At 46.2% G+C, this 14,169-nt stretch carries 14 protein-coding genes; 9 read left to right on the top strand and 5 right to left on the bottom strand.

Translation table 11 applies throughout. The features are described from left to right. Nucleotides 1–182: 182 nt before the first annotated feature. Nucleotides 183–1,298 carry an ATP-binding protein gene (locus FE392_RS02100; protein WP_319928577.1) on the bottom strand — a complete coding sequence of 372 codons (1,116 nt, stop codon included), beginning with the start codon at nucleotides 1,296–1,298 and terminating at the stop codon, nucleotides 183–185. Further along, nucleotides 1,295–2,014, bottom strand: coding sequence for an osmolarity response regulator transcription factor OmpR (gene ompR, locus FE392_RS02095; RefSeq protein ID WP_319928576.1), 720 nt, complete (start codon nucleotides 2,012–2,014; stop codon nucleotides 1,295–1,297). Before ompR ends, FE392_RS02100 begins: the two co-directional genes overlap by 4 nt. Nucleotides 2,015–2,036: 22 nt before the next feature. Between ompR and FE392_RS02090 the strand changes: the two genes are divergently transcribed. Continuing rightward, complete coding sequence (locus FE392_RS02090; protein ID WP_319928575.1) at nucleotides 2,037–2,207, top strand: hypothetical protein; 171 nt, start codon at nucleotides 2,037–2,039, stop codon at nucleotides 2,205–2,207. A 122-nt stretch (nucleotides 2,208–2,329) separates the two neighbouring features. Here the strand turns inward: FE392_RS02090 and greB are convergent, their stop codons facing one another. After that, entirely contained in the window at nucleotides 2,330–2,812 is a 483-nt protein-coding gene (greB, locus tag FE392_RS02085; RefSeq protein WP_319928574.1) for a transcription elongation factor GreB, read from the bottom strand. 263 nt (nucleotides 2,813–3,075) lie between these two features. Between greB and FE392_RS02080 the strand changes: the two genes are divergently transcribed. The 5 genes from FE392_RS02080 to FE392_RS02060 all read left to right on the top strand — a co-directional run bounded on the left by FE392_RS02080 (nucleotide 3,076) and on the right by FE392_RS02060 (nucleotide 9,785). Further along, a complete protein-coding gene (locus FE392_RS02080) occupies nucleotides 3,076–5,427 on the top strand; it encodes a Tex family protein (RefSeq protein ID WP_319928573.1) in 2,352 nt (783 codons plus the stop codon). Nucleotides 5,428–5,880: 453 nt separating this feature from the next. Continuing rightward, a complete protein-coding gene (locus FE392_RS02075) occupies nucleotides 5,881–6,405 on the top strand; it encodes a pyridoxamine 5'-phosphate oxidase family protein (protein ID WP_319928572.1) in 525 nt (174 codons plus the stop codon). A gap of 407 nt (nucleotides 6,406–6,812) precedes the next feature. Beyond that, nucleotides 6,813–7,040, top strand: coding sequence for a ferrous iron transporter A (feoA, locus tag FE392_RS02070; protein ID WP_319928571.1), 228 nt, complete (start codon nucleotides 6,813–6,815; stop codon nucleotides 7,038–7,040). 165 nt (nucleotides 7,041–7,205) lie between these two features. Further along, on the top strand, nucleotides 7,206–9,530 hold the full coding sequence (gene feoB / locus FE392_RS02065) for a Fe(2+) transporter permease subunit FeoB (protein ID WP_319928716.1): 2,325 nt from the start codon (nucleotides 7,206–7,208) through the stop codon (nucleotides 9,528–9,530). 15 nt (nucleotides 9,531–9,545) lie between these two features. Next, entirely contained in the window at nucleotides 9,546–9,785 is a 240-nt protein-coding gene (locus FE392_RS02060; RefSeq protein WP_319928570.1) for a FeoC-like transcriptional regulator, read from the top strand. A 120-nt stretch (nucleotides 9,786–9,905) separates the two neighbouring features. Here FE392_RS02060 and FE392_RS02055 read toward each other — a convergent pair whose 3' ends face one another. After that, on the bottom strand, nucleotides 9,906–11,081 hold the full coding sequence (locus FE392_RS02055) for an MFS transporter (protein ID WP_319928569.1): 1,176 nt from the start codon (nucleotides 11,079–11,081) through the stop codon (nucleotides 9,906–9,908). Nucleotides 11,082–11,292: 211 nt separating this feature from the next. Between FE392_RS02055 and FE392_RS02050 the strand changes: the two genes are divergently transcribed. Then, the gene (locus FE392_RS02050) at nucleotides 11,293–11,736 is read left to right on the top strand and encodes an OsmC family protein (RefSeq protein ID WP_319928567.1); all 444 of its coding nucleotides are present in this window, start codon (nucleotides 11,293–11,295) and stop codon (nucleotides 11,734–11,736) included. A gap of 219 nt (nucleotides 11,737–11,955) precedes the next feature. Here FE392_RS02050 and bioH read toward each other — a convergent pair whose 3' ends face one another. Next, nucleotides 11,956–12,729 (bottom strand): pimeloyl-ACP methyl ester esterase BioH, encoded by a 774-nt coding sequence (bioH, locus tag FE392_RS02045; RefSeq protein WP_319928566.1) that lies wholly within the window; start codon nucleotides 12,727–12,729, stop codon nucleotides 11,956–11,958. Nucleotides 12,730–12,766: 37 nt separating this feature from the next. On the opposite strand from bioH, the gene gntX reads away from it, so the two are divergent. Then, on the top strand, nucleotides 12,767–13,450 hold the full coding sequence (gene gntX / locus FE392_RS02040; RefSeq protein ID WP_319928565.1) for a DNA utilization protein GntX: 684 nt from the start codon (nucleotides 12,767–12,769) through the stop codon (nucleotides 13,448–13,450). Nucleotides 13,451–13,509: 59 nt separating this feature from the next. Then, the gene (gene nfuA, locus FE392_RS02035) at nucleotides 13,510–14,085 is read left to right on the top strand and encodes a Fe-S biogenesis protein NfuA (RefSeq protein WP_319928564.1); all 576 of its coding nucleotides are present in this window, start codon (nucleotides 13,510–13,512) and stop codon (nucleotides 14,083–14,085) included. Nucleotides 14,086–14,169 lie beyond the last annotated feature (84 nt).

Here is a 14,169-nt window from a genome sequence, read left to right as displayed (position 1 = left end):
TTTATCTCTCCTGCTGGCTCCCGCTGGGATACGCATCATTAATTGAAAACGCATGTCGAATATCGTTAACAATTTGGTTTTTAGATTAAAAACTGGTGCAGAAGGGAAAATAGGTGAATTAAATGACAGTAAAATGTATGAATTATGACATTTTTATGACAGCGGGATTTTTTAGAGTACGATTATTGACCTGATTTTGTATCCAATGGCAGATAAGCTCGGATAGACAGACCTTCTTTTTCACTTTTATTTACTTCGATATACCCTGCATGGCAGTCGATGATACGACGGATTATTGCAAGCCCCAATCCCGCGCCACTACTGGTGTTACCATCATTATTCGCATTGCGAATTCTGCCCCCCTGCATGAAAGGCTGGAACAAAATTGCCGCTTCTTCTTTTGTCATGCCAGCACCATTATCCTCCACCTGAAACCAGCCAAATTTCTCTGTGGTGCCACTGCTGATTCGTACCCATCCATTGCCATAGCGTTGGGCGTTAGTAAACATATTGGCAATGACACGTTTAATGGAAAGGGGATCAGCCATGACAAAAATGGGATGGGCAGACAGATTTTTCTCAATCCCAACATGATTTCCTTGGGCTGGGCTCACCGTAGTTTCAGGTTTTATGACAGTTTCAGATTTAATAGCCGCAGCAAGCAACTCATTGAGTTCACAGCGACTCTTTGGCATCTCTTGCCCTGCCCGCTGGTAATCGATGAACTGATCAATAATGGCGTTGCACTCCTCAATATCCTGATAAATGGATTCAGTGAGAAATTCATCTTTCCCCTCCATCATTTCCATTGCCAGCCTAATCCGGGTCAACGGCGTGCGTAAATCATGGCTTACACCGCCCAGCAATACTGCCCGGTCACTGTCTTGTGATGCCAATCTGTCTGACAATTGGTTAACCGCCTGCATAACCGAACGTACGGCCGGCGCCCCTGCTGCCGGCAATGGCTTGGCCCCTTTTTTCTCTCCTATATGCAGGATGGCTTTTTGTATGGTTTTCAGGGCGCGTTTCTGAATATGGAGATATCGCCAGAAGGCTGCGCATACAGATAGCGCAACCACACAGGCTCCAGTGAAAACACCAATAAAGAGATAGGGAAACTCCGTGCTGAATGACCGTTTTTCTACGTTCACCAGCAGGTCGGCAAGAGGATAGTCAGTCAGCAAACTGCCCAGTAACCCGGTCATCATCAAAGACAATGCCAGCACCAAAAACAGTGTCAACACTGCATACAGGACAGAGGAAAGCAGGGGGCATGACGAAATCCTCTGCTTTCTCATACCTTGTTTCCATCAGGTATAAAGACGTAACCCAAGCCCCAAACGGTCTGAATATAACGGGGATGGGCAGGATCTTCTTCAATCATGCGGCGAAGGCGGGAAACTTGCACATCAATAGAACGTTCCATTGCGCCATATTCCCGTCCCCGTGCCAGATTCATTAACTTATCCCGGGACAATGGCTCACGCGGATGGGAAACCAGAGCCTTCAGTACAGAAAACTCGCCGCTGGTTAAAGCCAATAGCTCATTTTGATGGAACATTTCACGTGTCCCAAGATCAAGTTTAAAGTTACCGAACTTGACCACAGCGTCAACCGGTGTCGGTGTTCTTGGCGATTCATGGGCATGGCGACGCAACACAGCACGCATGCGTGCCAATAATTCGCGTGGATTGAAGGGCTTGGAAATATAATCATCAGCCCCGATTTCAAGGCCAACAATCCGATCAACTTCTTCTCCTTTCGCAGATATCATAATGATCGGTATCGAGCTATTCTGACTTCTCAGCCTCCGGCAAATAGACAATCCATCTTCACCCGGCAACATGAGATCCAAAACAATCAATTGAATCGACTCTCTGGTTAACAAGCGATCCATTTGTTCCGCATTTGCTGCACTACGAACTTGAAAACCCTGCTCCGATAAATAGCGCTCCAATAGCGCTCTCAAACGCATATCATCATCAACAACAAGGATCTTATAACTCTCTTGCATGTTTCAGCTCCCAAGATGCTCCATGCCTGCAATTTCCATGATTCTGATAGAAAACCCATTACGCAATGTACACTTCGTCTTTCAAACTGCCTCTTTGCTGGCTGCGCTCGCTCATCCCAGTCACCGTGTTTATAAACAGACGGTTATCTATGCACCCGGGGATGTTCTCCCTTGCCGCCGCGATGCAATTTGAAATCCATTGAGTATAGAAACCAACCATCTGTATTTTAAGGCCATTACCTACATTAGCAATAATTGCTTATGTATTGGTTTTCTATCCTTGTTTTCCTATTTATATCGCTCAATCATCTTGACTTATGCTAAAGGCTTATAATCAATTTCCAGAATCCAGTAAATTGCCATGCCATTTGGGGTCATTACGGAGATTTCATCATCAACCTGCTTGCCAAGTAATGCCCTTGCTACCGGGGAATCAATGGAGATCCACTTTTTAGCCGGTTCGAATTCATCTGGTCCTACCAAACGAAGAATAAGCTCTTCACCATTTTCGTTTTCAACTTTTACCCATGCCCCAAAAAAAACCCGGCCTTCTTGCCGTGGATCAGGATCAACAATTTTCAGCACATCCAACCGCTTGGATAAAAATCGAACGCGACGGTCAATTTCTCTTAATCTTTTTTTACCATAAATGTATTCAGCATTTTCCGAACGGTCTCCCAGTGCTGCTGCATCTGAAACAGCCTGAGTAACTTTGGGCCGTTCCTCTTTCCAAAGATATTTCAGCTCCCTATCAAGTTCGAGCCAACCTTCGCGGGTGATGTAGTTACTTTTGGCCATGAAAAAACTCACATGAGAAAAGATGATTAATAGCGAAATACTATATCTCAACCCAATCTCAACCCGGAAGTTGTGCGATAAATTCTGTCGCATATGCGGCAAATATCGCACTAAACTGGAAATTATCGCGCTCAGCACGTATAAATGGAGCCAGTTTGAACCACGCCGGTAGTATTTCAGGTGAAAACCCGAATCCTATCCAGCTCTGCCTGACAATATCCAAGGGTATTTACAGGCGTTAAGAAATTTGAAGAAAACAGACCATGAATGAATCCTTAAGTCAAATCATTGCCGGTGAGCTACAGGCTCAGCCACAGCAAGTCCAAGCCGCCATTACTCTAATTGATGAGGGGAACACAGTTCCCTTTATCGCTCGTTACCGTAAAGAGGTCACCGGTGGTCTGGATGATACACAGCTCCGCCAGCTCGAAAGCCGTCTAGCTTACCTGCGTGAGCTGTCCTCCCGCCGTCAGACTATTCTTAAATCGATTGAAGAACAGGGTAAGTTGACAGTTGAGCTTGCAGAAGCTATCAATTCCACATTGAGCAAAACTGAACTGGAAGACCTGTATCTCCCCTATAAACCCAAACGCCGCACCCGTGGACAGACTGCGATTGAAGCAGGTCTGGAGCCTCTGGCTGACCTGCTGTGGCAAGATCCGCAACAAGAGCCGGAATTGGCTGCTGCGACCTATGTGGATGCGGACAAAGGTGTTGCCGATACCAAAGCTGCACTGGATGGCGCTCGCTATATCCTGATGGAGCGCTTTGCCGAAGACGCATCTTTGTTGGCAAAAGTCCGTGAATACCTGTGGAAAAATGCGCACTTGGTTGCCAAAGTTGTCGAAGGCAAAGAGGAAGAAGGCTCGAAATTCAGTGATTATTTTGATCACCACGAAGCCGTCGTCTCTGTCCCTTCCCACCGTGCTCTGGCTATGTTCCGCGGGCGCAATGAAGGTATTTTGCAACTGTCCCTGAATGCTGATCCTCAATTTGAGGAAGCCCCGAAAGAGAGTTACTGCGAGCAACTGATTACCGAGCATTTGGATCTGCGCCTGAATAACGCACCGGCTGACAGCTGGCGCAAGGCTGTCGTGAGCTGGACATGGCGCATCAAGGTGCTGTTGCATCTGGAAACCGAGCTGATGGGCACCCTGCGCGAAAAAGCCGAAGAAGAAGCCATCAACGTATTCGCCCGTAACCTGCACGACTTGATGATGGCAGCACCTGCGGGCATGCGTGCCACTATGGGTCTGGATCCGGGTTTACGTACAGGTGTAAAAGTTGCGGTTGTTGATTCGACCGGAAAACTGATCGCCACCGACACCATCTACCCGCACACCGGGCAAGAAAACAAAGCCGCCGCCAGCGTTGCTGCCCTGTGTATCAAGCATCAAGTGGAACTGGTTGCGATCGGTAACGGTACCGCTTCCCGTGAAACAGAGCGTTTCTTTGCCAATGTCCAGAAGCAGTACCCTGACGTTACCGCCCAGAAAGTGGTGGTCAGCGAAGCCGGGGCATCGGTTTATTCCGCTTCTGAACTGGCAGCACTGGAATTCCCTGATCTGGATGTTTCCCTGCGCGGTGCCGTTTCCATTGCCCGCCGCCTGCAAGATCCACTGGCTGAGCTGGTGAAAATCGACCCTAAATCCATCGGGGTTGGTCAATACCAGCACGATGTCAGCCAAACTCAGCTTGCGAAAAAACTGGATAACGTGGTTGAGGACTGTGTAAACGGCGTCGGTGTTGACCTGAATACAGCGTCGGTCGCCTTGCTGACCCGCGTTGCCGGCCTGAGCCGCACTGTTGCCCAAAATATCGTTAACTGGCGTGATGAAAACGGTCGTTTCGATAACCGTGACCAGTTGCTGAAAGTCAGCCGTCTGGGGCCGAAAGCCTTCCTGCAATGTGCGGGCTTCCTGCGTATCAATCAAGGTGAGAACCCTCTGGACTCTTCAACTGTTCACCCAGAAGCCTATCCCGTGGTTGAGAAAATCCTGTTAACGACCAAACAGACATTGCCTGAATTGATGGGCAACCCTGCCAATTTGCGTAATTTGAACGCCCAAGATTACACAACTGAGAAATTTGGTATCCCGACCGTTACCGATATCTTGAAAGAGTTGGAAAAACCCGGCCGCGATCCACGTCCTGAATTCAAGACGGCGACATTTGCCGACGGCGTTGAAACCATGAACGATCTGCAAGCGGGCATGATTTTGGAAGGCACAGTGACCAACGTAACCAACTTCGGTGCATTCGTTGATATCGGTGTTCATCAGGATGGCTTGGTGCATATCTCTTCTCTGTCCGATCGCTTTGTGGAAGATCCACATACTGTGGTTAAGACAGGCGATATCGTGAAAGTGAAAGTGATGGATGTTGACCTGAACCGCAAACGCATTGCATTGACCATGCGTCTTGATGAAAAACCCGGCGAAACGTCAGTACGCCGCGGTGGCCCACAAGGTGGCAACCGTCAGGAGCAGCGTTCTGGAAATGATCGCAACGGTAATGGCAAAAACCGCCATGCATCCCGTTCATCCGGTTCCTCTCCTTTTGCCAATAGCGCCATGAGTGATGCACTGGCGGCTGCATTTGGCAAAAAACGTTAATCTCAGGCTTTTTGCCATTTTGATTTAACAGCAAAATATAACAGGGTTAATTTTTATCATTGTCGATAAAATTGACCCTGTTAATTGTGAATATCGTTCTAAATTCAATATATTGTTCAATCCAATCACTTTTTCATTTATTTATTATCATGAATAAAAAACAATTATTACAGTGATGGAGCTTCATTTCATAGAATTAATAACTTAAATTTCATGGAATTTATCATATTTATTTATAACATGATAAATTTAAATAGATTGTAATGACTGCCCATTCCTTTTAATACTCCGTATAATTCGCCTTGCAATAAACCTCATAATAATGAGAAGTTATTGTATAAATAAAAAATATAATCAACTTAAAACCAATATGTTCTCTATCCTGTTGATTTCGAGATGTAGCTTGAAAGATGTGGGAAATAGAGGGCAAATTCACACTGTAGAGGAAAGACAATGAACAAGTATGTCCAAAGCAGTTTTGATTTACTCAGCAATATCCGTTTTTTCACTCTTTCTACCCATGATCCGGATGCAGATTCTGTCTGGTCATCTACGATGTTTTATATTGCCAAATATGATCCACTGACACTTATCTGGTACTCAAAGCAAAAGACACGGCACTCACAAGAGTTGCATATCAATCCCCGTGTCAGCGGTACCATTTACAGCAGCAAAATGCTGCCTGGTTCAGTGCTGGATCTGGCTGGCTCTCAATTTGTCGGCTATGCCCGTCAAGTTCCTGATGAGCGGTTGCAAGAAACCTACGATTACTTTTTCCTGAAAACCTATCCTGATGCAAATATCAGAAAGAAAAAATCGCGTCCTATCAGTGACTATCAAGGTCATGCAGAGCGCCGTTTTTATGAACTGGAGATCCAATCATGGTGGGTATACGATGCTGATGCCTGGAGCCAACATCAAGATGATGATCGTGTTCAGGTTCCTCTGAGTGAATTGCGTTATCCCCCCAAAGATTAATGTATGGCAATAAATAATCATTTAAAAAATTGATACAAAAATAAGAACCAACAAGTCCTGATGATTATTCAGGACTTGTTGGTGTTTGTTATTGTTTTTGGAAATGATAGTTCACATCAATATTCCCATTTTTACTGCCCGATTTTTTTTATCAATAAAAGGAATTTTCTGAAAATACTCTACAGTTATATTAATCATTTATTTTCAAAGAAAGTAACATTAATTTGATTAATATCAATTTGTTTCGAGCAAATTCAGGGATAAATAACCAGTGACGCAATTGAATATTATTCTCATTAGCAATCCATTCTCAGATATGCTAGCGTAATTAATACTTGTTAATTCCCCTTTATATAGGATAATAATTCTTATAATCACTTATATTATCAATGTAAACGGAAGGTTATATGGTACTTATTCCGGAGCGCAGGTATAAAATCTTGGGATATTCTTCTGATATTACCCCAGCTTACCGCCAGAAGTTATTGTCTTTTGGCATGTTGCCTGATGCTACATTTCAGGTTATTCGCACCGCGCCGTTGGGCGATCCAGTGCAAATAGAGATACTCAGGGTTAATCTCAGTCTTCGTAAAAGTGAGTTGGAATGCCTCATATTGGATGAAGAGCTGAATTAACGGCGTTCAGCCAAAATGAAAATATAGTTTAGAGTAAATATAATTCAGAGATAATTATGGTTCAGAGCAAATGCGCAGATCGCTTTACTCGCTCAACGCAACCATCACTTACTCACTTCATATAACAGGATACGACAGTATCACTTCCTGATTGGCAGAAGTATGATGAAACAATTAACCATAGGCCTGCTCGGCAATCCAAATGCCGGCAAAACAACGCTCTTTAACCAGCTCACTGGTTCCCGGCAACGCGTGGGAAATTGGGCTGGTGTTACGGTAGAACGCAAAACAGGCTCCTTTGCTACCCATGACCATCAGGTTGAGCTAGTTGACCTTCCTGGCACCTATTCCCTCACGACCATTTCAGAGCAAACCTCCATTGATGAGCAAATTGCCTGCCACTACATTCTCAGTGGTGAAGCCGATATGTTGATCAATGTCGTTGATGCTTCGAATCTGGAACGCAATCTTTACCTTTCGTTGCAACTCATTGAGTTGGGAATACCCTGCATTATTGCGCTGAACATGCTGGATATCGCCCAAAGCCAGAATATCAACATTGATGTTGCCGCGCTGGAGAAGCGCCTTGGTTGCCCGGTTATCCCGCTGGTTTCCACCCGAGCGACGGGAATCGATGCCCTGAAAAACGTCATCGATAACTACCCGCAGAAACCAGCCCAAGAACCAACACCAACACAGGTAGCCTATCCTGATGCGTTATTGCAGGAAGTGAACCGCCTTTCCAGTCAGATCACAGATAAATTCCCTTTACCGCAGCGTCGCTGGCTGACACTGCAAACGCTGGAAGGCGATATTTACAGCCGTGAAATTTCCGGGCTGACTCAGGCACAACTGGACGAAAGCAAGGCCCGACTGCAACAACAGCAAATTGCAGAACCCGACCTGATTATTGCCAGCGCCCGCTATCAAGCCATTAATAACATTTGTCAGGTGGTCATTGATATCCAAGCAGCAACGCCAAACAAACTGACCCAAGCACTGGACAGCGTTATCCTGAACCGCTGGCTGGGCATCCCGATTTTCCTGTTTGTCATGTACCTGATGTTTGTACTGGCTATCAATATTGGCGGAGCGCTACAGCCTATTTTCGATGGTGCTTCCTCTGCCATTTTCATTGATGGAATGCAGTGGCTGGGCTATACACTCCATTTCCCCAATTGGCTGACGGTTTTCCTTGCCCAAGGCATCGGTGGGGGAATCAATACCATGCTGCCACTGGTTCCGCAAATCGGCATGATGTACCTGTTCCTCTCCTTCCTTGAGGATTCAGGCTACATGGCACGGGCTGCATTTGTCATGGACAAGCTGATGCAGGCCATAGGGCTGCCGGGCAAATCTTTCGTTCCCCTGATTGTCGGTTTTGGCTGTAACGTACCCGCTGTGATGGGTGCCAGGACACTGGATGCGCCCCGTGAACGCCTGATTACTATTATGATGGCGCCGTTTATGTCTTGTGGGGCAAGGCTGGCAATATTCGCCGTCTTCGCTGCGGCTTTCTTTGGCAAAAGCGGCGCAAGCCTCGTTTTCTCCCTCTACATCTTGGGGATTGTCGTGGCTATTCTCACTGGCCTGCTCCTGAAATACACGCTGATGCGTGGGGAAGCATCCCCATTTGTCATGGAATTGCCGGTCTATCACGTTCCCCACGCCAAAACTCTGATACTCCAGACATGGCAACGGCTGAAAGGGTTCGTGATACGTGCGGGGAAAGTTATCGTCGCCGCCAGTATGTTCATTGGTGCCCTGAATAGTTTCTCCTTTTCGGGGAAAACCGTGGACAACATCAATGAATCCGCGCTGGCTTCCGCCAGTAAAGTCATTACTCCCATACTGCAACCCATTGGTGTCCATCCCGATAACTGGCAAGCGACTGTCGGTCTGGTGACTGGTGCAATGGCAAAAGAGGTTGTTGTTGGTACCCTGAACACCCTGTATACCGCAGAAAACATCACTAAACAGCCATTTAACCCAGATGAATTCAATTTGTTGGGCCAGTTGAAAGATTCAGTTGAAGAAACCTGGGATAGCCTGAAAGAAACTTTTACTTTGAGTGCACTTTCCAACCCGATTGAGGCCAGCAAAGGTGATGGGAATATGGATCGCGGCACCATGGGAACCATGAGCGCCAAATTCGGCTCTGCCATTTCTGCTTACAGTTATCTGATCTTTGTATTGCTGTACGTTCCCTGTGTCTCTGTCATGGGTGCCATCGCCCGAGAAACCAGCCGTGGCTGGATGACTTTCTCCATTTTGTGGGGCTTGAACGTCGCTTATTCGCTGGCAGCGCTGTTTTACCAGATAACCATGTTTTCTGCCCATCCAGAAAAAAGTTTGATCACTATCTTGGCGGTAGTGGTGGTTAACATTCTGATATTTATTGGTTTACGCCGCGCACGTAGCAGAGTCACAGTCGCGTTCAACAATACGGCTGAGCGTGACTGCGCCTGCTCAGATAACAGTTGTCACTAGTCGCAGGAGCCATACATGATTAGCTTGCTGGAAATCAGAGATGCCGTCGCCCTCAATGGGCGCACGGATGCGAGATCACTGAGCCATCAGTTTTCATCACCGCTGCCTATGGTGGAGGCCATGCTCAAGCAGCTTGTCATGATGGGCAAACTGGAGGAAGTGGATGCTTCCTCCTGCCTCAGCGGGGGTTGCAAGCAATGCCCGGAAACGCAGAAATGCGACACTAAAGCGTACCAATTGGCAGCCAAAAATTGAGGTATTGCCTGCTTTATGGAATGTGATTAAAGCAGGCTCTCAACTATTTTTAATCTGTTCGAATCTTTTCCCAAGATCCTATCTTTCCAAGATCATAAAAAATTTGGATTTCACGTTTACTCAATGCCTGATGGGCTGACGCAGAGAATACAGCACACAAAGCATTACGCCCAACGCAAGGCAGAGAATTAAGAGCGTCGTTATCCAGGGATATTGGCTTGGCAACATACTTGCAGCAATACCAATCACAGCCGCCATGACTTGGTGAAGAAAACCACACAAAGCCACCGCGTAACCCCCTCCGATGGGGGATTTTTCAATAGACATCGACATACTGATAGGATAAATAATCGCCTGCCCGATAAGTGCAACGCAGTATGGCAGCCAGAAAAGCAAGGCCAGATAGAAAACCCCGCCCAATAACATCATCGAACAACCAAACAGCAATATTCCCAATCCCATCAGGATGATCAATTCACGGCCTTTCCTGACAACATAACGGTTAACGATAAATGCGCCCAAAAAATAGGTCATGCTGATAGGCCACCCCAGCAAACCATATTCATATGCGTTCCATTGCAGGTGGGTTTGGAAGATAAACGGCGCATTAGTGTTAAATGTAACGACTATCCCATATCCCAATGCCCCCGCTAAAGCAGGCAGAAGAAATGGCTTATGGCGCAAAATGGCAACGTAAGTTTGTTTAAAAGAAAGGGAGGAGGGAGTCAGTTGCATGACCGGAAATTTTATCAGGAGGAATGACGCAAACAATGCCAGTGTTGTGATAGCCAGACTGAAAAAGATGACCTGCCAGCCCAAGAATTTTGTCACCAAGGCACCTAAAAATTGCCCGATTCCCACCGAAACCACAAATGAAAGCGAGAGCCAAGAAAGGCTTTTCGCTAACCGATCACCACTAAAATAATCTTTGATTAAGATGCGGGAAAGCACGGACATTCCTCCTGCCCCCACCCCCTGCAAAAAACGGAGAAAGATGAACACCTCTGTATTACTGACCACCGCTATGGCAAGACTACACAAGGAATAAAAGAGGATAGCCATTGAGAGCACCTTTTTTCGGCCATATTTTTCGCTTAACCCTCCCCAAATAAGCACCAATACCGCCATGCCAATTAAAAAGGCGGGGAAAGATAAGGCAATATCTTGTTGCCGGGCCGATAATTTTTCTGCAATCAACGGCAATGCAGGTAAATACATTGAACTACCTAATTGCGATAAAAAAACCGTGATGCAAGCGATAAATATTATATATTCTTTTTTTATTTTAATTTCCATATAAAATATCTTATTAACAATGAAAGGCCCATTTTTCACTTGAATCAACCAATGAAAAACGTGGGATAAAAAAGCATCTCACTCAATATTAAACAATAAATGACGTTGATGAAGAATAAATTCATTTATTTTGGTGTCATTGAAAAGTAAAAGACATTTTCTTATTATCTTACATGCAGTTTTTCGATATTAATGACCAGAGGATAATTACATGCCTAAAGAGTTATTTACTGCAACAGTTGAATCAGTTGGTCGTCTCAAAATGAAATGTTCATCCCGGGATTTTAGCTTCCACATTGACGAGCCTAAAAATCTGGGGGGAACTGATGAGGCCATGAACCCTGTGGAAGCCTTGCTTTCGGCTTTCGGCGCCTGCCAGTGCATTGTGGCAAAGAGTTATGCCCGCAAGCATAAGATCAATTTAATCGATATTCAGGTCAAAATGGAAGGCGAGTTGGATACCGATGGTTTCACCGGCAGAAATAAAGACGCCAAAATGGGATTTTCCAAAATCACCTCCAAGTTTTATATCAAGGCAGATAATACCGAGCAGGAAATTCGCGATTTTATTGGCTTTGTTGAGAGTAATTGCCCTGTTCTCGATACCATCGTCAATACACCGGAAATTGTCACTGAAATTTATCCTATAGAATAAACCCATTAATGAGTTGCATCGCAGCGGCAAGGGAATGACAAATTCACAAGAGGAGCCTATCAATAATCCCCGAGCATAGCTAACCGTATGCTTATAAAAGCTGTTTATAAAAACGGTGCCCGGAGTGAATGAGTGCAGCCAACAGCGAAGCAGCTTGAAAGACGAAGGGGATACCCATAATTTTTAATATTATGGGTAATTTTTAGGTGTAAATAACTTTTATCCGAGATTAGTCGTGAAATTTATTAACGCTTCAGCGAACTCATCCGGATGGGAAAGAAAAGGCGCATGGGCCGCATGGCGCATCATAACGGAATGGCTATGTGTCCACTCTTGATCCAATTGCTCCGCTACCTTGCGCGGTACAAGGCCATCGAGATAACCATAAAGGCGTAAGAAAGGTAATCGAAGCTGGCGGAGCTCCTCTCTTAAATCATCAGTGCGCAATATTTCTAAGCCCGCATTCAAAACCTCAACCGTCGGCATTGCCTGATCCAATATTACTGACTTCAGCAAACGGGCATCCTGACGGGCGCTCTCTGTTCCCAATGTCTGCAATGCCAGAAAACGTTCGACGGTCTTCTGAAAATCAGTACTCAGTTGTTGCTCAAATGCACTCAGAACTTCAGGCTTAATGCCCGGCCAATCGCTGCCGGCACTGAATTTCGGTGAAGATGCGACCGTGATCAAACCTGAAACCTGTTCTGGGTGATCCAGCGCAATCCGGCTGGCAACCAATCCCCCCAAAGACCACCCGAGCCACAAAGCCTTTTCCGGCGCCTGCTGCCACACCGCCTCCGCCATTTCCACCAATGACATGGCAGAGTGCGGCTGACTGCGCCCATATCCGGGCAAATCCACCAGATGTAAACGAAAATGCGGAGCCAATCGCGTTTCCACTGAACGCCAGACTTCTGCATTCAATCCCCAGCCGTGCAGCATCACAAGATCGCGAGGTGCATCACCGATTGTCTGCCAAAACAATTGATTCATTGTTATTCTCACCTTATTTCTCACCAAGGAAGGGACTATGCTAGCAATGGTTGGATACTGTTGGCTATGCCATCAAAATTTGTATTGTGCCTATCATGGAATATGCAGCACTTGCCACCGGCAACTGAAACGGCTGCAAGCTGTCTGCCCCCGTTGCGCGCTGCCTTCCGAAACCAGCGATATTGCCTGTGGCCGCTGTCTGAAGCATCCTCCTTCGTGGCAACACTTGATTGCCATTACGGATTACACTCCGCCATTAAGCCAGCTTATCCAGCGCTACAAAGATCACAACACACCGCAACTCGCACCAATACTGGCCCGGCAATTCCTGCTGCATTGGTTGCAGGGATATCGGGAAGGTCGCTGGCCCAAACCGGAATGTATTGTGTCCATTCCCCTGCACAGAAAAAAACGCTGGCGACGGGGATTCGACCAAATTGAGCTAATGGCCCATTCCCTGTCGCGTTGGCTGCAATGCCCATATCACCCCAATATTTTGCAACGCTCACGTGCTACACTCACACAACGGAGCCTATCTGCCGCCCAAAGGAAAAACAATCTTAAGTATGCTTTTAAATTGCAAGGTGATTTTGCCAATCAGCACGTCGCGATTTTCGACGATGTGATCACCACAGGCACCACACTGCATGAAGCATCACAATTATTAATTCGTGCTGGTGCCCGCTCTGTACAGGCTTGGGCAATATGCCGAACCTTGTAGTTCCTTTATAAATGGGCGTATTATAACCAACTAGAACAGTCAACTATTGAGCAAATGACATGATTAATATTACTGAAGCAGCGCAAGCGCACTTTGCCAAGCTACTGGCAAATCAAGAACCGGGCACACAGATCCGCGTTTTTGTCATTAATCCAGGAACACCGACCGCAGAATGTGGCGTTTCCTATTGCCCACCGGATGCTGTTGAAGCTACTGATACCGAATTGAAGTTTGAGCAGTTGTCTGCCTACGTTGATGAAATCAGTGCACCTTTTCTGGCAGAAGCTGTCATTGACTTTGTCACCGACCAACTTGGCTCCCAACTGACCCTGAAAGCCCCGAACGCCAAAATGCGTAAAGTAGCTGACGATGCTCCACTGATTGAACGCGTTGAATACGTCCTACAATCGCAGATCAATCCTCAGCTTGCAGGGCATGGTGGCCGTGTCAGCCTGATGGAAATCACCGATGAAGGCTATGCCATTTTGCAATTCGGTGGCGGATGCAATGGCTGTTCAATGGTCGATGTCACTCTGAAAGAAGGGATTGAGAAACAGCTACTGCAAATGTTCCCTGAATTGAAAGGGGTGAGAGACTTGACTGAACACCAGCGCGGTGAACATTCGTATTACTGATATTTTTATCATTTTATATCCGCAATGGATTTCAAGTTTCGGTGCAGCGACAAGGACATGGTCAGAGGTCGGGAAGCAAGAACC

Source organism: Xenorhabdus santafensis (genome assembly GCF_033949405.1).
In the GTDB taxonomy this organism is placed as follows: Bacteria; Pseudomonadota; Gammaproteobacteria; order Enterobacterales; family Enterobacteriaceae; genus Xenorhabdus; species Xenorhabdus santafensis.
Note: the sequence above shows the minus strand (reverse complement) of the source record. Positions and strands in the feature narration are given on the sequence as shown.